Genomic DNA, 24,994 nt, shown 5'->3' with positions numbered 1-24,994 from the left:
TCGTACGGTGGAACCCATGCGGCCCGTCTCTCACATCGAACGCACGGTGGCGCCCTTCGAGGTCGTCAGCCCCTACCAGCCCAACGGCGACCAGCCGGCGGCCATCGCCGAGCTGGCCCGGCGCGTCCAGGCCGGCGAGAAGGACGTCGTCCTGCTCGGCGCCACCGGTACCGGCAAGTCCGCCACCACCGCGTGGATGATCGAGAAGCTCCAGCGCCCGACCCTCGTGATGGCGCCGAACAAGACGCTGGCCGCCCAGCTGGCGAACGAGTTCCGCGAGCTCCTGCCGAACAACGCCGTCGAGTACTTCGTCTCGTACTACGACTACTACCAGCCCGAGGCCTACGTCCCGCAGTCGGACACCTACATCGAGAAGGACTCCTCGATCAACGAGGAGGTGGAACGGCTGCGCCACTCCGCGACCAACTCGCTGCTCACCCGCCGTGACGTCGTCGTGGTCGCCTCCGTCTCCTGCATCTACGGTCTGGGCACCCCGCAGGAGTACGTGGACCGCATGGTCCCCCTCCGGGTCGGCGAGGAGCACGACCGGGACGAGCTGCTGCGCCGCTTCGTGGACATCCAGTACACGCGCAACGACATGGCCTTCACCCGCGGCACCTTCCGGGTGCGCGGCGACACCATCGAGATCTTCCCGGTCTACGAGGAGCTCGCCGTCCGCATCGAGATGTTCGGCGACGAGATCGAGGCCCTGTCCACGCTCCACCCGGTCACCGGCGAGATCATCAGCGACGACCAGCAGCTGTACGTCTTCCCGGCCTCCCACTACGTCGCGGGCCCGGAGCGCCTGGAGCGGGCCGTCAACGACATCGAGAAGGAGCTGACGGAGCGCCTGACCGAGCTGGAGCAGCAGGGCAAGCTCCTGGAGGCCCAGCGACTGCGGATGCGCACGACGTACGACCTGGAGATGCTCCGCCAGATCGGCTCCTGCTCCGGCGTCGAGAACTACTCCATGCACTTCGACGGCCGCCTGCCCGGCTCCCCGCCGAACACCCTGCTGGACTACTTCCCGGACGACTTCCTGCTCGTGATCGACGAGTCGCACGTCACCGTCCCGCAGATCGGCGCGATGTACGAGGGCGACGCCTCCCGCAAGCGGACCCTGGTCGACCACGGCTTCCGACTGCCCTCCGCGCTCGACAACCGTCCACTGAAGTGGGAGGAGTTCCAGGGGCGCGTCGGGCAGACCGTCTACCTGTCGGCCACGCCGGGCGCCTACGAGCTCTCGCGTGCGGACGGCGCCGTCGAGCAGATCATCCGGCCCACGGGCCTCGTCGACCCGCAGGTCGTCGTCAAGTCCACCGAGGGCCAGATCGACGACCTCGTGCACGAGATCCGTCAGCGGACCGAGAAGGACGAGCGCGTCCTGGTCACCACGCTCACCAAGAAGATGGCCGAGGACCTCACCGACTACTTCCTGGAGCTCGGCATCCAGGTCCGCTACCTGCACAGCGACGTCGACACGCTGCGCCGCGTGGAGCTGCTGCGCGAGCTGCGCGCCGGCGAGTACGACGTCCTGGTCGGCATCAACCTCCTGCGGGAGGGACTCGACCTGCCGGAGGTCTCCCTCGTGGCGATTCTCGACGCCGACAAGGAGGGCTTCCTGCGCTCCGGCACGTCACTGATCCAGACCATCGGCCGCGCGGCGCGCAACGTCTCCGGACAGGTCCACATGTACGCCGACAAGATCACGCCGGCGATGGAGAGGGCCATCGACGAGACCAATCGCCGCCGCGAGAAGCAGATCGCGTACAACAAGGCGAACGGCATCGACCCGCAGCCGCTCCGCAAGAAGATCAACGACATCGTCGCGCAGATCGCCCGGGAGGACATCGACACCGAGCAACTGCTCGGCTCCGGCTACCGCCAGTCGAAGGACGGCAAGGGGGCCAAGGCACCCGTACCCGCCCTCGGCGGCCAGACGCCGGCCGGCCCCAAGGCGGGCAAGGGCAAGGCCAAGGAGACGGCGGTCACCGACCGCCCCGCGGCGGAGCTCGCCGGGCAGATCGAGGACCTCACGACCCGTATGCGGGCGGCCGCCGCGGACCTCCAGTTCGAGATCGCGGCCCGCCTGCGCGACGAGGTGTCCGAGATGAAGAAGGAACTGCGCCAGATGAAGGAGGCCGGTCTGGCCTGACGGCCCGCCCGGCACGCACTGTGTTGCAAGACCGACACAAAGTGCGTTCCCGGGTGGGGCGCTGTCGGTGCCCCTGCGTAGGGTTCTGGTCAACCGCGGGCGCCGCGGCAACAGGGGACAGTCCGAGAGGGGATCAGCGCGTGACCGTCAACATGACCAAGGGTCAGGCCATCAGTCTGCAGAAGAACGACGGCGGCAGCCTGACGTCGGTGCGCATGGGTCTCGGCTGGCAGGCGGCTCCGCGGCGCGGCCTGTTCGGCTCGCGCACCAGGGAGATCGACCTGGACGCCTCCGCTGTCCTGTTCGCCGACAAGCAGCCGGTCGACGTCGTCTTCTTCCGCCACCTGGTGAGCGACGACGGCTCCGTGCGCCACACCGGGGACAACCTCGTCGGCGGCGTCGGCCAGGGCGGGGACGACGAGGCGATCCTCGTCGACCTCCAGCGCCTCCCGGTCCACATCGACCAGATCGTCTTCACCGTGAACAGCTTCACGGGCCAGACCTTCCAGGAGGTGCAGAACGCCTTCTGCCGCCTGGTCGACGAGACCAACGGCCAGGAGCTCGCCCGCTACACGCTGGCCGGCGGCGGCGCCTACACGGCCCAGATCATGGCCAAGGTGCACCGGGCGGGCCAGGGCTGGGCGATGACCGCGATCGGTTCCCCGGCCAACGGCCGCACCTTCCAGGACCTGATGCCGGCGATCCTGCCGGTCCTGTAGCAGCCGCCACGCACGGGCGGTCCGGTAGGCGGAACCGGCAGGCGGGACGGGCGCACGCCGGACGACATCACGAGTGACGCACGAGTGACGCAGGGGGACAGGCGATGACGGCCGAGCTGACGCGGGGACAGAACCACCCGCTTCCCCGGGCCCGTCTGGAGATCCGGATCTCGGCCGGCACACCGGTCGTGGCCGGGGCCACGCTCGGCGACGAGAACGGCAGGGTCCACGGCGTCGAGTGGGTGGCCCACCCGGGCACGCCCACTCTGCCCGGCCTGGAGGTCTCCCGGCAGGCCGCCGCCGATCACCGCCTCGCGGTGGACCTGGACGCCGTGCCGGACGCCGTGCACCGGGTCAGCGTGCTGCTCGCCCTGCCCGCGGCCGGGAGCGGTCCGGCCCGCTTCGGGGCCGTCGCCGCCCCCTTCGTCGCCGTCACGGGTCTCGACGGCGACGAGGTCGCCAGTTACACCATCACCGGTCTGGAGGCGGAGTCCGCCGTCGTCGCGGTGGAGCTCTACCGGCGGCAGGGCGCCTGGAAGGTGCGGGCCGTCGGCCAAGGCTACGCCGGAGGCATCGCCGAGCTCCTCACCGACCAGAACCTGCCCGAGGCCCACCAGCTCGCCGGGAGCATCCACGAAGCGGTGGCCGGCGGCCTGGCCCGGTCCGTGCCGGCGCCTCCGGCTCGTACCGCCGACGGCGACCGTCCCCGGCAGACCACCGCACCGGCGCACGGCCCGGACCACGGCGCCGCCGCACCCCACGGTGCCACGGGCCCCGTACCACCGGTCTCCCCGTACGACCCCGAGCCCGCTCCCGGCCCGCAGACCCCCGCCACCGCGCCGCAGCAAGGGATGCAACAGCCGCACCCCGGCGGACCGGGGGACCCCTCCACCGCCGGTCGGCCGTCCACGCCCACGGGTGGTGGCTCCATCGACTACAGCCACCCACGCCGGCAGAACGCCGCTCCGCCCCCTCCGCCGCCGACCGCGCCCCCGGCCGCACCGGGACAGCCGGCGCCGCCCGTCGCGGGCGATGCCACCGGGTGGTCCATGGAGGAGCGGCTCTACAACCAGGTGTGGGGCATGTTCGAGGATCTGGCCCGGTCCACGGCCGCGTACCGCAGCGCCGTGGACTTCGCCGACTCCCGGATGGAGAAGGAGCTCGACCAGGTCCTGTCCGACCCGCGCAGCCGGATCGGCGGTCAGGGCGACGCCGCCCGGGAGGCGGCCCGCGCGCGGTACGGGCAGCTCGTGTCCCAGGCCCAGGAGGCCCTCGACCGGGACGTCGCCCAGCTCGCCGCCGAGGCGGACGTCGTCGAGCCCGCCCTGCCGATGGCCTTCGCGAGCTGGGACAGCCCCGTCTGGCACGCCTACCGCGTACCGATGGAGATCCCCATGGCCCTGCGGCTGGGTGACCTCCACCTGCCCGAGGCCGAGCGCATACGCATCCCCCTGCTGGTCCGGCTGCCGCTGGAGCGCGGGCTGTGGATCGACAGCGGGCGTTCCGCCTCGCTCGACGGTTCGTTCGCCGACTCCCACGAGATGCGGAGTCTGGGCCTGGAGACGGCGGTCGCCCACGCGGCGCGGCTGCTCGCCGTGTATCCGGCGGGCGAGTTCACCGTGCACGTCATCGATCCGGCCGGGTCGGGCACGCAGGCACTGGCACCCCTGACGCAGAGCGGGGTGCTCGCCGCCCCGCCCGCCCTGGGAGCCGCCGGCACGGCTGACGTGCTCGCGCGCCTCACCCAGCGCGTCGATCTCGTGCAGATGGCGTTGCGCGGCGGCGCCCCCGACGCGCTCCCTCCCGGGCTCGACACCTCCCAGCAGCTCCTGATCGTCCATGACTTCCCGCACGGCTTCGACGACCGGGCGGTGAACCAGCTGCGGTACCTCGCGGACGAAGGGCCCGCCGTCGGGGTCCACCTGATGATGGTCGCCGACCGTGAGGACTCGGCCGGGTACGGGCCGCTGCTCGATCCGCTGTGGCGCTCGCTGCTCCGGCTGACGCCGGTGGCCGACGACCACCTCGCCGACCCGTGGGTGGGGCACGCGTGGACGTACGAGCCCTCACTCGTGCCGCCCGGCAGTCAGGTCCTCCGGCACGTGCTCTCCCAGGTCGCCGCGGCCCGCCGTTCGTGGGATCGGTGACGGCGCTCTACCTGGCCTTTTGAGCTTAATTTGCGAATCTCTTTACCTTCCCTTGGGGAATGGGGTACTGTCGTCCGTACGGAGGGGAGTACTCCCTGTCTGTGCGGCGTACCCGTCAATACGGATCAGGCCAGATCCCGGGGCGTCGGCCCGCGAGTTCCGAACGCGTCATGCGTCCCGGACCCGGGTGGAAGAGACCTCCGGCAGCGACGACGCTGACATCTGCCGTGTGACGTACTGCCGGAGGCGTAGTAGTGGAAGTTTCCGTGACCCTGTGGGTCCTGACCGTCGTGGGCCTCGCCGCCCTGATCGGGGCCGACTTCTTCATCGGCCGCAAGCCGCACGACGTATCGATCAAGGAAGCGGGGATCTGGACGGCCGTCTGGATCGCCCTGGCGGGCCTCTTCGGGGTCGGCCTGCTCATCTTCGGCGGCGGCCAGCCCGCCGGCGAGTTCTTCGCGGGCTTCATCACCGAGAAGTCCCTGAGTGTGGACAACCTCTTCGTCTTCATCCTGATCATGGCGAAGTTCGCGGTGCCCTCGCAGTACCAGCAGCGAGTGCTCCTCATCGGTGTCCTCATCGCCCTGGTCCTCAGGACCGTCTTCATCGCGGCGGGTGCCGCGATCATCGCCAACTTCGCCTGGGTCTTCTACATCTTCGGCGCCTTCCTCATCTACACGGCCTGGAAGCTCATCCAGGAGGCCCGTGCCGACGAGGAGGACGAGGAGTTCGAGGAGAACAAGCTGCTCAAGGCGGCCGAGCGCCGCTTCGGCGTCGCCGACCGCTACCACGGCACCAAGCTGTGGATCGAGCAGAACGGCAAGCGCGTCATGACCCCGATGCTGGTCGTGATGCTCGCGATCGGCACCACCGACGTGCTCTTCGCGCTCGACTCCATCCCGGCGATCTTCGGCCTGACCCAGGACCCGTACATCGTGTTCACGGCCAACGCGTTCGCCCTGATGGGTCTGCGACAGCTGTACTTCCTCCTCGGCGGCCTGCTGAGGAAGCTGGTGCACCTCTCCTACGGTCTGTCGGTCATCCTGGGCTTCATCGGCGTCAAGCTGGTGCTGCACGCCCTGCACGAGTCCGGGGTCCACGTCCCCGAGATCAGCATCCCGGTCTCCCTCGGCGTGATCTGCTCCGTCCTGATCGTCACCACGATCACCAGCCTCCGGGCCTCCAAGAAGCAGGCCGAGGCCGAAGCCGCTGCCACCGGGAGCGACGAGGCTCCGAAGGACAGCGTCGAGGCCTGACCGCGCACGGCCCCCAGCCGGGCGTAGCGAGCACCACCGGGAGCGGCGGGCGGCGAGGAGCCGTCCGCCGCTCCTGTCGGCGCCGTGGACGGCGGCCGTTCCGGGTGGTGCACGCCGGCCCGTGAGGCCGTGTGACGGATGAGGGGACGCGCCCCCGGTCCGCATGACAGGGAGTGCGAGTGTCGTAGCCCTCTGCGACGATCGCCGCATGGTCAGTCGTCCCAGGGATCTCCTCGCACAGTGGACGACCGTCACTCCCGTGGCGGCGGTCCTGCTGCTGGCCTTCACCTGGGGCCGGGATCTGCCCGGCGGGATCGTGGCGCTCCTGACGATCGTGCTCGCGGCGGCCGTGCTGGCCGCCGTGCACCACGCGGAGGTGGTCGCCCACCGGGTGGGAGAACCCTTCGGGTCCCTGGTCCTCGCGGTCGCCGTCACGGTCATCGAGGTCGCGCTGATCGTGACCCTCATGGCGGACGGCGGCGACAAGGGCGCGACCCTGGCCAGGGACACGGTCTTCGCGGCCGTCATGATCACCTGTAACGGCGTGGTCGGTCTCAGCCTCCTGGTCGCCTCACTGCGCCACGGGATCGCGGTGTTCAACCCGGAGGGCACCGGCGCCGCCCTCGCGACGGTCGCGACCCTGGCCACACTCAGCCTGGTGCTGCCCACGTTCACCACCAGCGCGCCCGGCCCGGAGTTCTCCACCGTGCAGCTGACGTTCGCCGCGATCTCCTCGCTGATCCTCTACGGCCTGTTCATCGCGACCCTCACGGTGCGGCACCGTGACTACTTCCTGCCGATCACCCGGCAGGGCGAGGTGATCACCTTCGAGGAGCACGCCCACGCCCCGTCCGCCCGTACGGCGCTGCTCAGCCTGGGGCTGCTGGGCCTGGCCCTGATCGGCGTGGTCGGTCTGGCGAAGGGGGTCTCGCCCACCATCGAGGAGGGCGTGGCGGCCGCGGGACTGCACCACGCCGTCGTCGGCGTCATCATCGCCCTGCTGGTACTGCTCCCCGAGACCATCGCCGCGGTGCGGTCCGCACGCCGCGACCGGGTGCAGACCAGCCTGAACCTGGCCCTCGGCTCGGCGATGGCCAGCATCGGCCTGACCATCCCGGCGGTCGCCCTCGCGTCCGTGTGGCTCTCCGGACCGCTCGTACTGGGCCTGGGACCCACCCACATGGTGCTGCTCGCCCTGACCGTCGTGGTGGCCTCGCTGACCGTCGTGCCGGGCCGTGCGACGCCCCTGCAGGGAGGCGTCCACCTGGTGCTGTTCGCGGCGTATCTGGAACTCGCGATCAACCCCTAGACGTGCGGAGCCTGGGACGAGGACGAGGACGAGGACGAGGACGAGGAAGAGCGGCGGTGGTTCAGTAGGTGACGGTGATGCGCCGGGCGGGCCCGTCGACCCGTACGGTCCCGCCGTACGGGAGGACCAGTTGCGGGTCGGTGTGGCCGAAGTCCACGTCGAAGACGATCGTGGCATCGGGCGCGTAGGCGCGCATGGCCCGCAGGACCGCCTCGCGCTGCTCCGCCGCGTACCGGGCGCCCTCCTCGGGGCTGTGGGGGCGTTCGAAGGACCACGTCTTGGGACGGGCCATCAACAGAGCGGCGAAGCGGCGGAGCAACCCGCGCTCGCCCATGTTGCGCAGGGTCCGGAAGACCTCCGCGGCGCTCGGCATCTCCTCGGAGGTCTCCAGCAGCAGCACGCCACCGTCGTACTCCGCCGGGTCGCGCGCGATCTCCCGGTCGGCCATCAGCAGCCAGCCGAGGATCTCCAGGCAGCCGCCCCAGCTGCGTCCCTCGGTCACCCGCTCGGCGTTCACCCAGGACCAGCCCGACCCGGGCCGTGACCCGGGCTCCTCGTCGAAGGTCGCCGGGTCGGCCCAGTCGCGGTCGACGTCGTTCCAGCGTGCGGCGGGCCGCAGCTCGTAGGGGCCCGAGGTGAACAGTGCCGCGCGCAGTGACGCGGCGGTCTGCGGGTGCATGGCTCCGGGACGTCCCAGCTCGACCATGACGCTCGCGCCGTGGTACCCGACGATGCCCGTGTTGCGCAGGTAGGCGAGGAGGTTCGTGTTGTCGCTCGTGCCGAAGAACGGCTTGGGGTTGGCCCGGATCAGTTCCCGGTCCAGGTGCGGCAGCACGGTGATCTGGTCGTCGCCGCCGATCGACGCGATCACGGCCTTGATCTCAGGGTCGGCGAAGGCGGCGTGGACGTCGGCGGCCCGCTCGGCGGGCTTCGCACCCATCGTCCGGGTGGACGGGTACTCGACCGGCTTCAGCCCGTACTCCTCGCGCAGCCGCTCCAGCCCCAACTCGTAGGGGCGCGGGAAGAGTCCCGGCAGCCCGGAGGCGGGGGATATCACCGCGACGCGGTCGCCGGACGAGGGCTTGGGCGGGTAAGTGATCGGCACCATGCACGGAGGGTACGGGCGGCCGGGCCGCCGGTGCACCGTGATAAACCGGGGACCGAGCAGCGGTCGCGCAAGGGCCGCAGCACCCCGAACGGACCGGAGGAACCGTGCCCCGCACCCTGGCCAACGCCCCGATCATGATTCTCAACGGCCCCAACCTGAACCTGCTGGGTCAGCGTCAGCCGGAGATCTACGGCTCCGACACCCTTGCCGACATCGAGGCCCTGTGCGTGAAGGCGGCGGCGGCGCACGGCGGGACGGTGGACTTCCGGCAGTCCAACCACGAGGGCGAACTGGTCGACTGGATCCACGAGGCCCGGACGAACCACTGCGGGATCGTGATCAACCCCGCCGCCTACTCGCACACGTCCGTCGCGATCCTGGATGCGCTCAACACCTGTGACGGCCTGCCGGTGGTGGAGGTCCACATCTCCAACATCCACCAGCGCGAGTCGTTCCGGCACCACTCCTACGTCTCGCAGCGTGCCGACGGGGTGATCGCGGGGTGCGGTGTCCAGGGTTACCTGTTCGGCGTGGAGCGGATCGCGGCGCTGGCCGGGGAGGGGCGGGCCCGGACCTGAGACACCGGGCCGCCGCCCGGAGACGGTGCCGGGCGAACCGGCGGCGCGCACCGTCCCATCGGTGCGGGCGCGCGGCACGCGGGGCGCGCGGCGTTCACCAGCCGCGTGCGTGCCACTCCGGCAGGTGGGGCCGTTCCGCGCCGAGGGAGGTGTCGTTGCCGTGGCCGGGGTAGACCCAGGTCTCGTCCGGGAGCGCGTCGAAGATCTTGGTCTCCACGTCGTGGATCAGGCTCGCGAACGCCTTCGCGTCCTTGTGGGTGTTGCCCACACCGCCCGGGAAGAGGCAGTCTCCCGTGAACACATGGGGGTGCCCGTGCGGGTCGTCGTACACCAGGGCGATGGAGCCCGGTGTGTGTCCGACGAGGTGGCGCGCGGTGAGCTCCACCTGCCCCACCCGGATCGTGTCGCCGTCGTCGACCAGGACGTCGGTCGGCACGGGGATGCCGTCCGCGTCATGACAGCCGGCGTGGGTGCGGGCGCCGGTGGCCGCGACGACCTCGGCCAGCGCCTGCCAGTGGTCCGCGTGCCGGTGCGTGGTGACGACGGACGCGATGCCGTCGTCACCGATCGACCCCAGCAGCGTGTGCGCGTCATTGGCCGCGTCGATCAGCAGCTGCTCGTCGGTGGCCCGGCAGCGCAGCAGATAGGCGTTGTTGTTCATCGGGCCGACCGCGACCTTGGTGATCATCAGGTCCTTGAGCTCGTGCACGTCGGCGGGGCCGCCGACCCTCACCTCTCCGCTGTACGTCATGACGGCCAGCCTAGCGTCGGGAGGCGGCCCGAAGACCGCCTCCCGGGCGTCACAGGGGAGGCAGTGACGGCAGCGGGCCCCCCTCCACCGTCAGCACGGCCCCCTCGCGACGTCCGGCCAGCCAGCCGAGCAGGTCGGCCGGGGGACCGGTGACGGTCACCTCCGGAGCGCTCGCCTCCCGGCCCGTGCTCCACGCGCGCGTGCCGTCCGTGAGCCGGGTGGGCGGTACGTCCGGGTGCCCGGCGAACCGGGTGGCGAGGAACGCGGTCTCCCGCTCGGTGAACTCCGCCGGAAGATCCTCCAGCTCGTACCCGATGCCCAGGTCCACGTGGTGCAGCTCCACCTCGACCCACCGCCGGAACGGGACCCGGGAGGCCGAGTCGGTGACCCCGTTGCGCAACGCCACGGTGCGCGACCAGTCGGCGGGCACGGCCCCCGCCGCCTGGAACCGGGCCCCGCTCTCGCGCACGTCGGCGAGCTGGACGTCGAGGGGGCGGGGGGCGTCCCGCTCGATGTCGGCGTCCCGGGCCTCGGCGGAGGCGTACATGGGGCGTCCTTCGAAGACGTTCACGAGGGCGTCCGCGTTCCTGGCGAGGTGGGCGAGGACATGGCCGCGGGTCCAGCCCGGCAGCCGTGACGACTCCGTCACGGACGCGTTGTCCAGTTTCCCGACCGCGATGAGCAGCCGCTCGGTAGCGTCACGTACAGACGCCAGGTCATGCGCGTGATCAATCATGGTGCTGACCCTAGACCGCGCCACACCTTCGGGTGAAGGTGACGGACGACGTCCGCTAATCGAATGCACGTGCTATATGGTCGGAAGCGGCGTCGGGCATGCTGGACAGTCGGGGTTTGTTGACGACTGGTGAATCGACCGGCGTTGTCAGTGGCTCCCCCTAGTCTGAGAAGGACGGGGGCCCCGCCCCTGTCACTTCTCTCAAGAAAGGTGCGGACCGGCGTGGCCGACCGTCTCATCGTCCGTGGCGCGCGCGAGCACAACCTGAAGAACGTCTCGCTCGACCTGCCTCGCGACTCGCTCATCGTCTTCACGGGCCTGTCCGGGTCGGGCAAGTCCTCCCTGGCCTTCGACACCATCTTCGCCGAGGGCCAGCGGCGCTACGTGGAGTCGCTCTCCTCCTACGCCCGGCAGTTCCTCGGCCAGATGGACAAGCCGGACGTCGACTTCATCGAGGGCCTCTCCCCGGCGGTCTCCATCGACCAGAAGTCGACCTCGCGCAACCCGCGCTCCACGGTCGGCACCATCACCGAGGTCTACGACTACCTGCGCCTGCTCTTCGCCCGCATCGGCAAGCCGCACTGCCCGGAGTGCAGCCGGCCGATCTCGCGCCAGTCGCCGCAGGCCATCGTCGACAGGGTCCTGGAGCTGCCGGAAGGCAGCCGCTTCCAGGTGCTGTCCCCGCTGGTGCGCGAGCGCAAGGGCGAGTTCGTCGACCTCTTCGCCGATCTCCAGACCAAGGGGTACTCCCGCGCGCGAGTGGACGGCGAGACCGTCCAGCTCTCCAACCCGCCCACGCTGAAGAAGCAGGAGAAGCACACCATCGAGGTCGTCGTCGACCGCCTCACGGTGAAGGACTCCGCCAAGCGTCGGCTGACCGACTCCGTGGAGACCGCCCTCGGCCTGTCCGGCGGCATGGTCGTGCTCGACTTCGTAGACCTCCCCGAGGACGACCCCGAGCGCGAGCGCATGTACTCGGAGCACCTGTACTGCCCGTACGACGACCTGTCCTTCGAGGAGCTCGAGCCCCGCTCCTTCTCCTTCAACTCGCCCTTCGGCGCCTGCCCCGACTGCTCCGGCATCGGTACGCGCATGGAGGTCGACGCCGAGCTGATCGTCCCGGACGAGGACAAGTCGCTCGACGAGGGCGCCATCCACCCCTGGTCGCACGGGCACACCAAGGACTACTTCGGCCGCCTCATCGGCGCACTCGCGGACGCCCTCGGCTTCCGCACGGACATCCCCTTCGCGGGCCTGCCGCTGCGCGCCCGCAAGGCCCTGCTGAACGGTCACAAGACCCAGGTGGAGGTCCGCTACCGCAACCGGTACGGCCGCGAGCGCCGGTACACCACGGCCTTCGAGGGGGCGATCCCCTTCGTCAAGCGCCGGCACAGCGAGGCCGAGAGCGACGCCAGCCGCGAGCGCTTCGAGGGCTACATGCGCGAGGTGCCCTGCCCCACGTGCGAGGGCACGCGCCTGAAGCCGCTGGTCCTCGCGGTCACCGTCATGGGCAAGTCGATCGCCGAGGTCTCGGCGATGTCCATCAGCGACTGCGCGGACTTCCTGGGCGAGCTGAAGCTCAGCGCCCGCGACAAGAAGATCGCCGAGCGGGTGCTGAAGGAGGTCAACGAACGGCTGCGGTTCCTGGTCGACGTCGGCCTGGACTACCTCTCGCTGAACCGGGCGGCCGGCACCCTCTCCGGCGGTGAGGCGCAGCGTATCCGCCTGGCCACGCAGATCGGCTCCGGACTCGTCGGCGTCCTGTACGTCCTCGACGAGCCGTCCATCGGCCTGCACCAGCGCGACAACCACCGGCTGATCGAGACTCTCGTACGCCTGCGCGACATGGGCAACACGCTCATCGTCGTCGAGCACGACGAGGACACCATCAAGGTCGCCGACTGGATCGTCGACATCGGCCCCGGCGCGGGCGAGCACGGCGGCAAGGTGGTGCACAGCGGGTCCGTCAAGGAGCTGCTCGACAACACCGAGTCGCAGACCGGCGCCTACCTGTCCGGCAGGAAGGCCATCCCGCTGCCCGACATCCGGCGCCCGCTCGACCCGTCCCGGCGGCTGACCGTGCACGGCGCCCGTGAGAACAACCTCCAGGACATCGACGTGTCCTTCCCGCTGGGCGTGTTCACGGCGGTCACCGGTGTCTCCGGCTCCGGCAAGTCGACCCTGGTCAACGACATCCTGTACACGCACCTGGCCCGCGAGCTGAACGGGGCGCGGAGCGTCCCGGGCCGGCACACGCGCGTGGACGGCGACGACCTCGTCGACAAGGTGGTCCACGTCGACCAGTCGCCGATCGGCCGCACCCCGCGGTCCAACCCGGCGACCTACACGGGCGTCTTCGACCACGTCCGCAAACTGTTCGCCGAGACGACCGAGGCCAAGGTCCGCGGCTACCTGCCCGGCCGGTTCTCGTTCAACGTCAAGGGCGGCCGCTGCGAGAACTGCGCGGGCGACGGCACGATCAAGATCGAGATGAACTTCCTCCCGGACGTCTACGTCCCGTGCGAGGTCTGCCACGGCGCCCGGTACAACCGGGAGACCCTGGAGGTCCACTACAAGGGCAAGTCCATCGCCGACGTCCTGAACATGCCGATCGAGGAGGCGACCGACTTCTTCGAGGCGGTCCCCGCGATCTCCCGGCACATGAAGACGCTCAAGGACGTCGGGCTCGGGTACGTCCGGCTCGGGCAGTCCGCGACCACCCTGTCCGGTGGTGAGGCGCAGCGTGTGAAGCTCGCGAGCGAGCTGCAGCGCCGGTCCACCGGGCGCACGGTCTACGTCCTGGACGAGCCGACCACGGGCCTGCACTTCGAGGACATCAGCAAGCTGCTGACGGTCCTGTCCGGCCTGGTCGACAAGGGCAACACGGTCATCGTCATCGAGCACAACCTCGACGTGATCAAGACCGCCGACTGGGTCGTCGACATGGGCCCCGAGGGCGGCGCCGGCGGAGGCCTGGTGGTCGCCGAGGGCACGCCCGAGCAGGTCGCGGGCGTTCCCGCCAGCCACACCGGTAAGTTCCTGCGGGACATCCTCGGTGCCGACCGGATCAGCGACGCCCCCGTGAAGGCCCCGCGCAAGGCGGCGGCGAAGACGGTGGCCGCCAAGGCCACCGCGAAGAAGACCGCCACCAAGGCGGTCGCCGGCACGGCGGCGAAGAAGACCGCCACCAAGGCGACCAAGGCCGCGACCAAGACCGCCAAGCCCGCCGCGAAGAAGACGACGCGGACGAGCAAGGCCTGAGCCTGGGCCGCTCCGGGTGAGCGAAGTGCACCCTGGTCGCGGCCCGGCCCGCCGGCACAGCGACGCGCCGGGTCCCGCGGACGATTCCGCGGGGCCCGGCGCGTCGTTCGCTCGGCTCTCGCTCAGGCACCCGCCGGCTCCACGAACTGCATGTCGAGCTGGATCTTCACCACCTCTCCGAGCAGTCCGGGAGCGAAGTCCAGGCCGAACTCGCTGCGCCGGATCTCGCCCGTCGCCTCGAACCCGGCGTGCCGTCCGTCGCCGCCGGGCATGGCTCCCAGCCCGCCGAACTCCACGGCGAACGTCACCGGACGGGTCACGTCGCCGATGGTCAGCTCGCCCTCCATGGTCCAGTCCTCGCCCTCGCCCGACACCCGGGTCGAGCGGTAGGTCATCGTCGGCCGCTTCTCCACGTCGAGCAGGTCGGAGGCGCGCACGTGCGCGTCCCGGTCGGCGTTCCCGGTGTCGATGGTGGCCAGGTCGACCGTCGCGGACACCCGGACGTCCTCGACCCGCTCGCCCACGAACAGTTCGGCCCGCACCCCGGTGAAACGCCCCCGCACCTTGGCGATGCCGAGGTGGCGGATGGTGAAGTTCACGGCGGAGTGGAACGGGTCCATCTCCCACTGACCAGGGGTGACGGGCAGGGGAGCGGCGACGGCGTCGGTGGTCGCGGTGGCGCTTGCGGTGGCGGTGGTGTCATTCGTCATGCCCTCCACCCTGGGCGCGTCGCGCCCAGGCAGGGAGACCGGCCCGAGCGTGGTAGTCGCAGGGCCACCCTTCCGCCCGCGCACCTTGGTACGTTCCAGACGTGAGCGACAACGAGTTGGGCACGTTCCTGCGGACCTGGCGCGAGTCCGTCACCCCGGTCGAGGTGGGGTTGCCGGTCGGCCCCCGCCGCCGCACCCCCGGCCTGCGCCGCGCCGAACTGGCCACGCTCGCCGGCGTCAGTGTCGAGTACCTCACCCGGCTGGAACAGGGACGCGACCGCAACCCGTCCGCCCAGGTCCTCGGCGCCCTCGCCGACGCCCTCCAGCTGTCGCTGCGGGACCGGATGCTGCTGCGCCGGCTGACCAAGGAGGCCGAGGGCGGCGACCCGCTGCTGTGTGCCGCGGCCCCACCGCTCGGCCGGACCGCGCGACCCACCGTGCGGGCGGTGCTGGACCGTCTGGAGCCCACCCCCGCCGTGGTGCTCAACTGGATCGGCGACGTTCTCGCCCACACTGGCGGATACGCACGGCTGGTCGGCCCGATCGGACTGCTCGACGAGGAACGCCCCAACCTGCTCCGGTACCTGTTCACCGACGAGCGCGCCCGTGCCGCCTACCCGGACTGGGACCGCATGGCCGACGACCTGGTCGCCCAGCTCCGGCACGAGGCCCCGCTGCGGGACCCGTCCGTCGCCGAGCTGGCCGACGAGCTGACCGTGACGGTGGGGGCCCCGTTCACCGACCGGTTCGCCGACCTGGCCGTGGCACCCCGGCGGGTCGGGACGCAGCACGTCGAGCACCCGGAGGCCGGGCCGCTGCGGTTGCTGCACGAGACGCTGGCGCTCCCCGAGGAGGGCCAGCGGATCGTCGTGCACCTGCCCGCGGACGACACCACGGCCGCCGCCCTGGACCGGCTCAACGGCCGCCGCCCCGGCGCCCTGCGGGCGGTACGGCCGACGGGCTGACCCGGACCGCTGTCCCGGCCCCGGCCCGCCGAACCCGACCCGTCACGACCCCGTCGTCAGAGGGCCACTTCGTGGGCGTACGGCGGCTCGGCGCCCGCCCGCGAGCAGGTGACCGCCGCCGCACGGGCGGCGAAGCCCAGCAACTCGGTCCAGCCGTCAGCCCCCAGCGTGGCCACGGCGTCGCCGTCGAGGGCGTCCCGGGCCGCGAGGCCGTGCAGCAGCGCCGCGTTCACGGTGTCGCCGGCGCCGATCGTGTCCACCACCTCGACCCGCTCACCCGGCACCGCGTGCTCACCTCCGTCACGGGTGAAGACCGTCAGCCCCGCACCGCCCCGGGTCACCACGACCGCGGCCGGGCCCGCGGCCAGCCACTCCCGAGGGGTGCCACCGAGCCACTCGGCGTCCTCGGCGGACAGCTTCAGCAGTGACACCCACGGCAGCCAGCTGCGGAACCGGGCCCGGTAGGCCTCGGGGTCGGGGATCAGACCGGCCCGGATGTTCGGGTCCAGCGCCGTGAACACGCCCCGCTCGGCCGTCTCGCGCATCAGCTCCTCGTACGCGCTCGCCCCGGGCTCCAGGACCAGCGAACAGGTGCCGAACGACACCGCGCGCGTGCCGTCCGGCAGCGCGCCGGGCTTGGTGAACAGCCGGTCGGCCGACCCCTGGACGTAGAAGGAGTACGCGGCCGAACCGTCCGTGTCCACCGAGGCCACGGCGAGTGTCGTCGGCTCGGGGCCGCGCTGCACCGGTGAGACGTCCACGCCGGTCTCACGCAGCCGGTCCAGCAGCGCCTCGCCGAAGGCGTCGTACGACACCCGGGAGCAGAAGGCGGTGGTGGAGCCGAGGCGGCCCAGCGCGACGGCCGTGTTGTACGGCCCGCCGCCGAGCGCCGGCCGCAGCGCGGCGAGGGCGCCCGCGCCCTGCGGTACCAGGTCGATCAGTGCCTCACCGGCGACGACGATCACTGCGGGTTCCTTTCGTGGGCCTCGGTAGGGGACTGCGCGGTGTGTCCGGACCGCTCGGGACACCCGCACGAGGTGCGGTGGACGAAGGCGCAGGGCAGCCGGACGGTCCGCGCGGGCCGGTCCGGTGCGGCGAGGCGCTCCAGGAGCAACCGGACGGCCTGCGCGCCGAGCTCCCTGCTGGGCTGCGCCACGGCGGTGAGCCGGGGGGAGAAGAGGTCCGCCCAGGCGAAGTCGTCGAAACAGCACAGGGCGAGGTCGCCGGGGACGGTCAGGCCGCGCTCCCGCAGGGTGCGCAGCGCGCCGATGGTCATCGCGTTGTTGGCGGTGACCAGGGCGGTGGGCGGTACCGCCAGGGACAGCAGGGCCGCCGTGGCCCGTTCGCCGCCGGCCGCCTCGGAGTCGCCGTGGACCAGGAGCCGTTCGTCGTGGGGCAGCCCGGCGGCGGCGAGGCCGTGCCGGTAACCGGTGATCCGCTCGCGCGTGGTACTGAGCCCCGGGCGGCCCGCGACCAGGCCGATCCGACGGTGGCCGAGCCCGGCGAGATGGGTGACCAGCCGGGTCGTGGGCTCGGCACTCTCCGCGCAGACCTGGTCGAAGAGCGCTGTGCCGTCCCCCTCGGGAGTGCCGACGACCCGGTCGAGGAACACGGTGGGCACGCGGTGGCGGCCCAGGTAGGCGACGAGGTCGCGCGGGTCGGCGGAGGGCGCGACGATCATGCCGTCCACGCGCCGCTCGTGCAGCAGCTGGACGACCTTGCGCTCGTGCACCGGGTCGTCGTGCGGGTCGGCGATGAGGAGGCTGTAACCGTGCTCCAGCGCGGCGGCCTCGACGCCCTGGAGGATCTCCGTGAAGTACGGGTTGCTGATCGCCGACACGGCGAGCCCGATGGAGCGGGTGCGGGAGGTGACCAGGGAGCGGGCGAGGGTGTTGGGCGTGTAGCCGAGCTCCTCGATGGCGTCCAGGACCGCCTGGCGGGTGTGCGGCCGCACCGGACGGGTGTCGTTGAGCACGTGCGAGACGGTCGCCACGGAGACCCCGGCGCTCCGCGCGACGTCGGCCATGGTCGCCATCGGCGGGTTCCTCTCCGTGTTCCTCCCGGCGCGTCGCTGGGGACCGTATCCCATCGGCCATGGCCGCGTAAACGCTTGCGCAAGCGTTTACGCGGCTAGTCCATCCCTCGCATGTCCTGGCGACCCACCCGGCGGGCACAAACCCGGTGCCCGATATCGTCGGCCTGCACATCCCCCGACCTGTGGAGACCTCCCATGCCCGGCCGTCCCCTCCCGAGCCGCCGTACCGTCCTGCGCTCGGCGGCCGCCACCCCCGTCGCCGGACTCGGTCTCGCCGCCTGCTCGCCGGGCGACGACGGCGCGGCGCCCGCCAGGCCGACCGCGCCCGTCGATCTCGGCGCGGAGGGGGCGGTCGCCGGGGGAGAGGCCAAGCTCTACCGGGACGAGAACGTGGTCGTCAGCCGGGGAGAGGACGGCGCCCTGAAGGCGTTCAGCACGGTCTGCACGCACGCGGGGTGCCCCATCAAGAAGCTGGAGGGGGCGAAGCTCGTCTGTCCCTGCCACGGCAGCGAGTTCGACGCCCGGTCCGGCGAGGTGCTGCACGCCCCGGCGACCGTCGCGCTCGTCGAGCTTCCGGTCGAGGTGAAACAGGGCCGGATCGTGGTGAGCCCGGGAACCTGACCGCGCCCCGCCGTCCGCGCGGGCGCCGTCCGTTCAGTCCCACTCCCACCCGATCCCCAGCAGCCCCGACCGCACCCGCGGCTCCACGAGGTGCACGGAGTGGTGCGGGCCGCTGAGGAGCAGTTCCTGGCGGGCGCCGCGCGGAGCCGCCGGTGAGTGCTGGGTGAACCGGTGGCAGCGCGCCGGCAGGGCCGCGGGGTCGAACCGCACCTGCAGCGCGTACTGCCCGCCCACCGAGCCGAACCCCCGGACGTACTCGCGCGACACTCCCGCCGTGCCGTCCTCGACCCCGTACCGGAAGAGGTGGGTGTCCCCGGCCCGCAGCCGCGTGTCGAAGAGCAGCTCCGTCACGAGCACACCGGTGTCGTGGTGGGTGCGGACACGTCCGGTGCGGCAGTTCTCCAGGGCGTGGACGGTCATCCGCGCGGGGGCGCACCCCGGGTCACCGTGGTGGACGGCGACGAAGCGGTCGACGCCGTCGCGGTGGGCGCGGACGATGTGGTGCGACTCGCGGCCGGCGAGCTCGCGCCGCGCTCCCACCCGGATGCGCTCGTGGTGCCCGAGGCTGTGCACGCCGCCGTCCGACCGCAGGTGGTCCAGCTCGGCCAGCAGCCCGTCCAGGACGCAGGAGGCCTCGACGTGGGCTCGGTAGGAGCGGGCCGCGGGACGCCGGGCGACGGTGTCCTCGTCCGTCTCCGCGAGCAGGCGTATCAGCGACTCCTCGGGCAGCTGGAGTATCTCCTCCAGAGCCCGCACGGCCCGCAGCGACTCCGGACGCTGCGGGCGCCGGGCGCCCTGCTGCCAGTAGCTCAGGCTCGTGACGCCCACCTTCACCCCGCGGCGCGACAGATGGTGCTGCACCCGCTGCAGGGGCAGCCCGCGCGCGGCGATCGCGGCGCGCAGGGCCACGTGGAAGGGGCCACCGCGCAGCACCGAGTCGAGTTCCGCGGTGGCGACGTCCAAGGGCTGGGTGGCGTGCGGCATGCGGGGGCCTTCCTGTGAAGTTCACGACGGCTGGTCAGACCGTTCGGCGCGGATCGACCGGAGCCGCCCCCCCCGGTCGCGGCGCGAAGGTCCTCACATCCGTCCGCCGCGCTTCGAGGCCCCGAGTCCCCCCGCATTGAAGCGTGTTGATCTAGTCCCGACAACACCTGACGCCCGACCCCGACACGGTCCTGGCCGAGAACGCACCGGCCCGGCTCCCCGAGGGCACACGGTGTGACCGACCGGCCCCGGACCGTCTTCCCCCGGCGCCGCGGCCGGTCGTCGATGGGGCCCCGCCCCGTCGTCCACAGGCCCCCGCCCCGTCGTCCACAGGCCCCCGCCCCGTCGTCCACAGGCCCCCGCCCCGTCGTCCACAGGCCCGCCGGAGTGTCGGCCCCCGCCAGTAGGGTGTGAGTCATGGCCGACCCCTCCAGCTACCGCCCCAGGCCGGGAGAGATCCCGGACACCCCGGGGGTGTACAGGTTCCGTGACGAGCACCGCAGGGTGATCTACGTCGGAAAGGCGAAGAGCCTGCGCCAGCGCCTGGCGAGCTACTTCCAGGACCTGGCGAACCTCCACCCCCGCACCCGCACCATGGTCACCACCGCCGCGTCCGTGGAGTGGACGGTGGTGTCCACGGAGGTCGAGGCACTGCAGCTGGAGTACTCCTGGATCAAGGAGTACGACCCCCGGTTCAACGTGAAGTACCGCGACGACAAGAGCTACCCGTACCTCGCGGTGACCATGAACGAGGAGTTCCCGCGCGTGCAGGTGATGCGCGGCCACAAGAAGAAGGGCGTGCGCTACTTCGGGCCGTACGGGCACGCCTGGGCGATCCGCGACACGGTCGACCTCCTGCTGCGTGTCTTCCCGGTGCGCACCTGCTCCGCCGGTGTCTTCAAGAACGCCGCCCGTACCGGCCGCCCCTGCCTCCTCGGCTACATCGGCAAGTGCTCGGCCCCGTGCGTCGACCGGATCTCCCCCGACGACCACTGGGACCTGGCCGACGAGTTCTGCGACTTCATGGCCGGCCGCACGGGCACCTACCTGCGCCGCCTGGAGCGGCAGATGGCCGACGCGGCCGAGGAGATGGAGTACGAGCGGGCGGCGCGCCTGCGCGACGACATCGGGGCCCTGAAGAAGGCGATGGAGAAGAGCGCGGTCGTGCTCGCCGACGCGACCGACGCCGACCTGATCGCGGTCGCCGAGGACGAGCTGGAGGCGGCCGTCCAGATCTTCCACGTGCGCGGCGGACGCGTGCGCGGCCAGCGCGGCTGGGTCACGGACAAGGTGGAGGAGATCACCACCGGCGCCCTCGTCGAGCACGCCCTCCAGCAGCTGTACGGCGAGGAGACCGGGGACGCCGTCCCCAAGGAGGTCCTGGTCCCCGCGCTGCCCGACCCGGTGGAGCCGGTCCAGCAGTGGCTGACCGACCGCCGCGGGTCCGGCGTGTCCCTGCGCATCCCGCAGCGCGGCGACAAGAAGGCGTTGATGGAGACCGTCCAGCGCAACGCCCAGCAGGCCCTCGTGCTGCACAAGACGAAGCGGGCCTCCGACCTGACGACCCGCTCGCGCGCGCTGGAGGAGATCGCCGACGCCCTCGGCCTGGACAGCGCCCCGCTCCGGATCGAGTGCTACGACATCTCGCACCTCCAGGGCGACGACGTGGTGGCCTCCATGGTCGTCTTCGAGGACGGTCTGGCCCGCAAGAGCGAATACCGGCGCTTCCAGATCAAGGGGCGTGCCGGAGACACGCAGCTGTGGCACGGCAACGGTCAGGACGACGTCCGTTCCATGCACGAGGTCGTCACCCGCCGCTTCCGCCGCTACCTCGCCGACAAGGAGAGGACCGGCGAGTGGGCGGACGGGGAGAACGGCAGCGACGCGGCGGAGGCGGGCGGCGACGCGCCGCTGACGGACGGCCCCGCCCTGAAGGACGAGGACGGCCGCCCCAGGCGTTTCGCCTACCCGCCCCAGCTCATCGTCGTCGACGGAGGCCGGCCGCAGGTCGCGGCGGCCCAGCGGGCCCTGGACGAGCTGGGCATCGACGACATCGCCGTCTGCGGCCTCGCCAAGCGACTGGAGGAGGTCTGGCTGCCCGGCGAGGACGACCCGGTCGTCCTGCCCCGCACCAGCGAGGGCCTGTACCTCTTGCAGCGCGTTCGCGACGAGGCCCACCGCTTCGCGATCACCTACCAGCGCACGAAGCGCGCCAAGCGCTTCCGCTCCGGTCCGCTGGACGACGTGCCGGGCCTCGGGGAGACCCGCAAGCAGGCGCTGATCAAGCACTTCGGATCGGTGAAGAAGCTGCGGACGGCGACGATCGACCAGATCTGCGAGGTGCCCGGCATAGGCCGCAAGACGGCCGAGACCGTCGCCGTGGCCCTCGCCGCGGCCACCCCGGCCGCGCCCGCCGTGAACACGGCGACGGGAGAGATCATTGATGACGAGGACGGGGCACCCGAGACGACGGCGGATGCCCCTGGGGAGCCCGTGACCGCGGGCACCCCGGACGAACGACGGGGGCAGGAGAGATGACCGAGCACCAGGCACAGCCCACAGCGGGACGAGAACAGGCCCACCGCACGACCGGTGAGGAGCCGGGCCCGCAGGCGGCCGGTTCCGCACCGCGCCAGGACGACGGAGCACAGGTGAGTACGGGCAAGGAAACAGCCGGGGCGCACGAGGCGGCCATCCCCGAGCTGGTGATCATCTCCGGCATGTCCGGGGCCGGCCGTTCGACGGCCGCCAAGTGTCTGGAGGACCTCGGCTGGTTCGTCGTCGACAACCTCCCGCCCGCGCTGATCCCCACGATGGTGGAGCTCGGCGCCCGCTCGCAGGGCAACGTGGCACGGATCGCGGTCGTCGTCGACGTCCGCGGCCGGCGCTTCTTCGACAATCTGCGCGAATCCCTCGCGGACCTGGACGCGCGCGGTGTCACCCGCAGGATCGTCTTCCTGGAGTCGTCCGACGAGGCCCTGGTGCGCCGCTTCGAGTCGGTGCGCCGCCCGCACCCCCTCCAGGGCGACGGCCGCATCGTCGACGGCATCGCCGCCGAGCGGGAACTGCTGCGCGAGCTGCGCGGCGACGCCGACCTGGTGATCGACACCTCCAGCCTCAACGTGCACGAGCTGCGCGCCAAGATGGACGCCCAGTTCGCCGGCGACGAGGAGCCCGAGCTGCGGGCCACCGTCATGTCCTTCGGCTTCAAGTACGGCCTCCCGGTCGACGCCGACCTGGTCGTGGACATGCGCTTCCTGCCCAACCCGCACTGGGTCCCCGAGCTGCGCCCGTTCACCGGCCTGAACGAGGAGGTGTCCTCCTACGTCCTCAACCAGCCCGGGGCCAAGGAGTTCCTCGACCGCTACACCGAGCTGCTCCAGATGATCGCCGCGGGTTACCGTCGGGAGGGCAAGCGCTATGTGACCGTCGCCGTCGGCTGTACCGGCGGCAAGCACCGGTCCGTGGCCATGTCGGAGAAGCTCGCCGCCCGGCTCGCCGCGGAGGGCGTGGAGACGGTGGTCGTCCACCGGGACATGGGACGGGAATGACAGGACGTACTCCGCGGCTGAGCAGGCTGCGCCGGGTGGTGCCCGAGGGGCGCGGCGGCCGGCCCGCCGAGACCCGCGCCGCCCGGCCCGAACAGGCGCGCGGCGGCAAGCCGCGCCGCCGGGGCGCCCAGCCCAAGGTCGTCGCCCTCGGCGGCGGCATGGGCCTGTCCGCCTCGCTCGCCGCACTGCGCCGGATCACCGGCGACCTCACCGCCGTCGTCACCGTGGCCGACGACGGTGGTTCCAGCGGGCGCCTCCGTGACGAGCTGGGTGTCCTGCCACCCGGCGACCTGCGCAAGGCGCTGGCCGCGCTGTGCGGCGACGACGACTGGGGCCAGACCTGGGCCCGCGTCATCCAGCACCGCTTCCAGTCCCAGGGCGACCTGCACGAACACGCGGTCGGCAATCTGCTGATCGTCGCCCTGTGGGAGCAGCTCGGCGACCACGTCCAGGCGCTGGACCTGGTCGGCAAGCTGCTCGGCGCGCACGGGCGCGTGCTGCCCATGTCGGCCGTGCCGCTGGAGCTCCAGGCCCTGGTCCGGGGGCACGACCCGGAGCGGCCCGACGAGGTGGACACCGTGCGCGGGCAGGCGACCGTGGCGCTCACGCCCGGCGAGGTGCAGTCCGTCCACCTGGTGCCGAACGACCCGCCCGCCGTGCCCGAGGCGGTCGACGCCGTCCTGGACGCCGACTGGGTGGTGCTCGGCCCGGGCTCCTGGTTCTCCTCGGTCATCCCGCACCTGCTCGTGCCCGATCTGCTGGACGCGCTCGCCCAGACGAAGGCACGCCGGGTGCTCTCCTTGAACCTCGCGCCCCAGCCCGGAGAAACCGAGGGCTTCTCTCCGCAGCGTCATTTGGAGGTTTTGGGACGACACGCCCCTAAACTCGCCCTGGACGTGGTGCTGGCCGACGAGGCCGCCGTGCCCGACCGTGACTCGCTCACCGACGCCGCGAAACGGTTCGGCGCCGCGGTCGAACTGGCTCCGGTTGCCCGGACCGACGGGACCCCGAGGCACGACCCGGAGCTGCTGGCCGCCGCGTACGACCGTATTTTTCGGATGCATGGAAGGATCGGCCCATGGCGATGACGGCAGCGGTGAAGGATGAGATCTCCCGGCTCCCCGTCACCCGTACCTGCTGCAGAAAGGCGGAGGTCTCCGCCATTCTGCGGTTCGCCGGCGGCCTTCACCTGGTGAGCGGGCGCATCGTGATCGAGGCCGAACTGGACACCGCGAGAGCGGCCCGCCGGCTCAAGCAGGACATTCTGGAGATCTTCGGGCACAGCTCCGAGCTGATCGTGATGGCACCGGGCGGACTGCGCCGGGGCTCGCGTTACGTCGTTCGGGTGGTTGCGGGCGGTGATCAGCTGGCCCGGCAGACCGGTTTGGTGGACGGCCGGGGCCGGCCGATCAGGGGCCTGCCGCCGCAGGTGGTCTCGGGGGCCACGTGCGACGCCGAGGCCGCCTGGCGCGGGGCCTTCCTGGCGCACGGCTCGCTGACCGAGCCCGGCCGTTCCTCCTCCCTGGAGGTGACCTGCCCGGGGCCCGAGGCGGCACTCGCCCTCGTCGGCGCCGCCCGCCGGCTGTCGATCCCCGCCAAGGCCCGCGAGGTGCGCGGCGTGGACCGGGTCGTCGTCCGGGACGGTGACGCGATCGGTGCCCTGCTCACCCGGCTCGGCGCCCATGACTCGGTGCTGGCCTGGGAGGAGCGGCGGCTGCGGCGCGAGGTCCGCGCCACCGCCAACCGCCTCGCCAACTTCGACGACGCCAACCTGCGCCGCTCGGCGCGCGCCGCCGTCGCCGCCGGCGCCCGGGTCCAGCGCGCCCTGGAGATCCTCGCCGACGACGTGCCCGAGCACCTCGCCGCCGCGGGCCGGCTCCGTATGGAGCACAAGCAGGCCTCCCTGGAGGAGCTGGGCGCCCTCGCCGACCCGCCGCTGACCAAGGACGCCGTCGCCGGCCGCATCCGCCGCCTGCTGGCGATGGCCGACAAGCGGGCCTCGGACCTCGGCATCCCCGGCACGGACGCCAACCTCAGCGACGAGCTGGCCGACAACCTCGTCGGCTGACCCGACCAGGACCGCTCCCTCCTCGCACACGCCGACCGTC

General features: G+C 71.8%; 20 protein-coding genes. 13 read left to right on the top strand and 7 right to left on the bottom strand.

Features of this window, described 5'->3' with window-relative positions:
* Positions 1-16: 16 nt before the first annotated feature.
* The 5 genes from uvrB to SAM23877_RS09550 all read left to right on the top strand — a co-directional run bounded on the left by uvrB (position 17) and on the right by SAM23877_RS09550 (position 7,586).
* Positions 17-2,155 (top strand): excinuclease ABC subunit UvrB, encoded by a 2,139-nt coding sequence (uvrB, locus tag SAM23877_RS09570; protein WP_053128988.1) that lies wholly within the window; start codon positions 17-19, stop codon positions 2,153-2,155.
* A gap of 140 nt (positions 2,156-2,295) precedes the next feature.
* Positions 2,296-2,874 (top strand): TerD family protein, encoded by a 579-nt coding sequence (locus SAM23877_RS09565; RefSeq protein ID WP_053128985.1) that lies wholly within the window; start codon positions 2,296-2,298, stop codon positions 2,872-2,874.
* Between the two features lie 104 nt (positions 2,875-2,978).
* Positions 2,979-5,021 (top strand): TerD family protein, encoded by a 2,043-nt coding sequence (locus SAM23877_RS09560; protein ID WP_053128982.1) that lies wholly within the window; start codon positions 2,979-2,981, stop codon positions 5,019-5,021.
* A 254-nt stretch (positions 5,022-5,275) separates the two neighbouring features.
* Positions 5,276-6,277 carry a TerC family protein gene (locus SAM23877_RS09555; protein ID WP_079030111.1) on the top strand — a complete coding sequence of 334 codons (1,002 nt, stop codon included), beginning with the start codon at positions 5,276-5,278 and terminating at the stop codon, positions 6,275-6,277.
* Positions 6,278-6,485: 208 nt separating this feature from the next.
* Positions 6,486-7,586: a calcium:cation antiporter gene (locus SAM23877_RS09550; RefSeq protein WP_053128976.1), complete on the top strand. Its 1,101-nt coding sequence runs from the start codon at positions 6,486-6,488 to the stop codon at positions 7,584-7,586.
* A 61-nt stretch (positions 7,587-7,647) separates the two neighbouring features.
* Here the strand turns inward: SAM23877_RS09550 and SAM23877_RS09545 are convergent, their stop codons facing one another.
* Positions 7,648-8,694: a S66 family peptidase gene (locus SAM23877_RS09545; RefSeq protein WP_053128973.1), complete on the bottom strand. Its 1,047-nt coding sequence runs from the start codon at positions 8,692-8,694 to the stop codon at positions 7,648-7,650.
* 104 nt (positions 8,695-8,798) lie between these two features.
* Here SAM23877_RS09545 and aroQ point away from each other — a divergent pair, with 104 nt between their 5' ends.
* Positions 8,799-9,272, top strand: a complete 474-nt coding sequence (aroQ, locus tag SAM23877_RS09540) for a type II 3-dehydroquinate dehydratase (RefSeq protein WP_053128970.1) — start codon at positions 8,799-8,801, stop codon at positions 9,270-9,272.
* A gap of 94 nt (positions 9,273-9,366) precedes the next feature.
* Here aroQ and SAM23877_RS09535 read toward each other — a convergent pair whose 3' ends face one another.
* Entirely contained in the window at positions 9,367-10,023 is a 657-nt protein-coding gene (locus tag SAM23877_RS09535) for an MBL fold metallo-hydrolase (RefSeq protein ID WP_053128967.1), read from the bottom strand.
* A 49-nt stretch (positions 10,024-10,072) separates the two neighbouring features.
* Positions 10,073-10,759 (bottom strand): maleylpyruvate isomerase family mycothiol-dependent enzyme, encoded by a 687-nt coding sequence (locus tag SAM23877_RS09530; RefSeq protein WP_053128964.1) that lies wholly within the window; start codon positions 10,757-10,759, stop codon positions 10,073-10,075.
* Positions 10,760-10,981: 222 nt separating this feature from the next.
* On the opposite strand from SAM23877_RS09530, the gene uvrA reads away from it, so the two are divergent.
* Complete coding sequence (gene uvrA, locus SAM23877_RS09525) at positions 10,982-14,020, top strand: excinuclease ABC subunit UvrA (RefSeq protein ID WP_053142323.1); 3,039 nt, start codon at positions 10,982-10,984, stop codon at positions 14,018-14,020.
* Between the two features lie 122 nt (positions 14,021-14,142).
* Here the strand turns inward: uvrA and SAM23877_RS09520 are convergent, their stop codons facing one another.
* Entirely contained in the window at positions 14,143-14,730 is a 588-nt protein-coding gene (locus tag SAM23877_RS09520; RefSeq protein ID WP_079030110.1) for a YceI family protein, read from the bottom strand.
* A gap of 101 nt (positions 14,731-14,831) precedes the next feature.
* Between SAM23877_RS09520 and SAM23877_RS09515 the strand changes: the two genes are divergently transcribed.
* Entirely contained in the window at positions 14,832-15,695 is an 864-nt protein-coding gene (locus tag SAM23877_RS09515) for a helix-turn-helix domain-containing protein (protein ID WP_053128961.1), read from the top strand.
* Between the two features lie 56 nt (positions 15,696-15,751).
* On the opposite strand, the gene SAM23877_RS09510 is transcribed toward SAM23877_RS09515, so the two are convergent.
* Together SAM23877_RS09510 and SAM23877_RS09505 are read right to left on the bottom strand one after the other, a co-directional pair.
* Positions 15,752-16,660 carry a carbohydrate kinase family protein gene (locus tag SAM23877_RS09510; RefSeq protein WP_053128958.1) on the bottom strand — a complete coding sequence of 303 codons (909 nt, stop codon included), beginning with the start codon at positions 16,658-16,660 and terminating at the stop codon, positions 15,752-15,754.
* On the bottom strand, positions 16,657-17,730 hold the full coding sequence (locus SAM23877_RS09505) for a LacI family DNA-binding transcriptional regulator (RefSeq protein WP_053128955.1): 1,074 nt from the start codon (positions 17,728-17,730) through the stop codon (positions 16,657-16,659). The genes SAM23877_RS09510 and SAM23877_RS09505 overlap by 4 nt, the downstream gene beginning before the upstream one ends.
* A gap of 195 nt (positions 17,731-17,925) precedes the next feature.
* Here SAM23877_RS09505 and SAM23877_RS09500 point away from each other — a divergent pair, with 195 nt between their 5' ends.
* Entirely contained in the window at positions 17,926-18,351 is a 426-nt protein-coding gene (locus SAM23877_RS09500; RefSeq protein WP_053128952.1) for a Rieske (2Fe-2S) protein, read from the top strand.
* Between the two features lie 33 nt (positions 18,352-18,384).
* Here the strand turns inward: SAM23877_RS09500 and SAM23877_RS09495 are convergent, their stop codons facing one another.
* Positions 18,385-19,335: a hypothetical protein gene (locus tag SAM23877_RS09495; RefSeq protein WP_053128941.1), complete on the bottom strand. Its 951-nt coding sequence runs from the start codon at positions 19,333-19,335 to the stop codon at positions 18,385-18,387.
* Between the two features lie 417 nt (positions 19,336-19,752).
* On the opposite strand from SAM23877_RS09495, the gene uvrC reads away from it, so the two are divergent.
* From uvrC to whiA, 4 genes are read left to right on the top strand one after another with little or no spacing between them, the layout of a single operon-like run.
* Complete coding sequence (gene uvrC / locus SAM23877_RS09490) at positions 19,753-21,873, top strand: excinuclease ABC subunit UvrC (RefSeq protein ID WP_053128937.1); 2,121 nt, start codon at positions 19,753-19,755, stop codon at positions 21,871-21,873.
* Positions 21,870-22,886, top strand: coding sequence for an RNase adapter RapZ (rapZ, locus tag SAM23877_RS09485; RefSeq protein WP_053128934.1), 1,017 nt, complete (start codon positions 21,870-21,872; stop codon positions 22,884-22,886). The genes uvrC and rapZ overlap by 4 nt, the downstream gene beginning before the upstream one ends.
* Entirely contained in the window at positions 22,883-23,974 is a 1,092-nt protein-coding gene (locus tag SAM23877_RS09480) for a gluconeogenesis factor YvcK family protein (RefSeq protein WP_053128931.1), read from the top strand. Before rapZ ends, SAM23877_RS09480 begins: the two co-directional genes overlap by 4 nt.
* The gene (gene whiA / locus SAM23877_RS09475; protein ID WP_053128930.1) at positions 23,965-24,954 is read left to right on the top strand and encodes a DNA-binding protein WhiA; all 990 of its coding nucleotides are present in this window, start codon (positions 23,965-23,967) and stop codon (positions 24,952-24,954) included. Before SAM23877_RS09480 ends, whiA begins: the two co-directional genes overlap by 10 nt.
* The last annotated feature ends 40 nt before the right edge of the window (positions 24,955-24,994 follow it).

It is taken from the genome of Streptomyces ambofaciens ATCC 23877, assembly GCF_001267885.1.
In the GTDB taxonomy this organism is placed as follows: Bacteria; Actinomycetota; Actinomycetes; order Streptomycetales; family Streptomycetaceae; genus Streptomyces; species Streptomyces ambofaciens.
The sequence above is the reverse complement of the archived record's forward strand: the minus strand, read 5'-3'. Positions and strand labels throughout refer to the sequence as shown.

Coding starts and splice junctions, on each gene's coding strand:
- uvrB (WP_053128988.1), top strand. CDS start 17: ATGCGGCCCGTCTCTCACATCGAACGCACGGTGGCGCCCTTCGAGGTC.
- SAM23877_RS09560 (WP_053128982.1), top strand. CDS start 2,979: ATGACGGCCGAGCTGACGCGGGGACAGAACCACCCGCTTCCCCGGGCC.
- SAM23877_RS09550 (WP_053128976.1), top strand. CDS start 6,486: ATGGTCAGTCGTCCCAGGGATCTCCTCGCACAGTGGACGACCGTCACT.
- SAM23877_RS09545 (WP_053128973.1), bottom strand. CDS start 8,694: ATGGTGCCGATCACTTACCCGCCCAAGCCCTCGTCCGGCGACCGCGTC.
- SAM23877_RS09535 (WP_053128967.1), bottom strand. CDS start 10,023: ATGACGTACAGCGGAGAGGTGAGGGTCGGCGGCCCCGCCGACGTGCAC.
- SAM23877_RS09530 (WP_053128964.1), bottom strand. CDS start 10,759: ATGATTGATCACGCGCATGACCTGGCGTCTGTACGTGACGCTACCGAG.
- SAM23877_RS09520 (WP_079030110.1), bottom strand. CDS start 14,730: ATGACGAATGACACCACCGCCACCGCAAGCGCCACCGCGACCACCGAC.
- SAM23877_RS09505 (WP_053128955.1), bottom strand. CDS start 17,730: ATGGCGACCATGGCCGACGTCGCGCGGAGCGCCGGGGTCTCCGTGGCG.
- SAM23877_RS09500 (WP_053128952.1), top strand. CDS start 17,926: ATGCCCGGCCGTCCCCTCCCGAGCCGCCGTACCGTCCTGCGCTCGGCG.
- SAM23877_RS09495 (WP_053128941.1), bottom strand. CDS start 19,335: ATGCCGCACGCCACCCAGCCCTTGGACGTCGCCACCGCGGAACTCGAC.
- uvrC (WP_053128937.1), top strand. CDS start 19,753: ATGGCCGACCCCTCCAGCTACCGCCCCAGGCCGGGAGAGATCCCGGAC.
- rapZ (WP_053128934.1), top strand. CDS start 21,870: ATGACCGAGCACCAGGCACAGCCCACAGCGGGACGAGAACAGGCCCAC.
- SAM23877_RS09480 (WP_053128931.1), top strand. CDS start 22,883: ATGACAGGACGTACTCCGCGGCTGAGCAGGCTGCGCCGGGTGGTGCCC.
- whiA (WP_053128930.1), top strand. CDS start 23,965: ATGGCGATGACGGCAGCGGTGAAGGATGAGATCTCCCGGCTCCCCGTC.